The organism is Bradyrhizobium sp. WSM4874 (assembly GCF_055811835.1).
Window position 1 is genome coordinate 1 of sequence record NZ_JBVVPR010000235.1, and the last position, 362, is coordinate 362.

1 protein-coding gene is annotated in these 362 nt (G+C 60.2%); it reads left to right on the forward strand.

Features of this window, described 5'->3' with window-relative positions:
• Window positions 1–362, forward strand: a 362-nt coding sequence (locus AC0L3P_RS40180; RefSeq protein ID WP_473309481.1) for a transposase, incomplete at both ends; no start/stop codon positions are given.

Sequence of the window (362 nt, forward strand, 5' to 3'; positions counted from 1 at the left end):
GTCGATGTGTTCAGCCGACGGGTCCTGGCCCATCGCGTCTCGATCACAATGGAGGCGGCCTTCTGCGTCGAAGCGGTGCAGGAGGCGTTGGCGAAGCACGGCAGGCCCGAGATTTTCAACACGGACCAGGGCAGCCAGTTCACCAGCCTCGAGTTCGCCGATGTGCTGCTGGACGCGAAGATCGCCACCAGCATGGACGGTAAGGGCGCCTGGCGCGAAAACGTGTTTGTCGAGCGGCTCTGGCGCACGGTCAAATACGAAGAAGTTGTGTGCTGTGAACGTCATTGTTCGAAATATGAACGGTGGCGATGCTTTATCGGAGATGAGGGTAGGCCCCTCGAAGTCGGCTTGCAGGAGCAGGC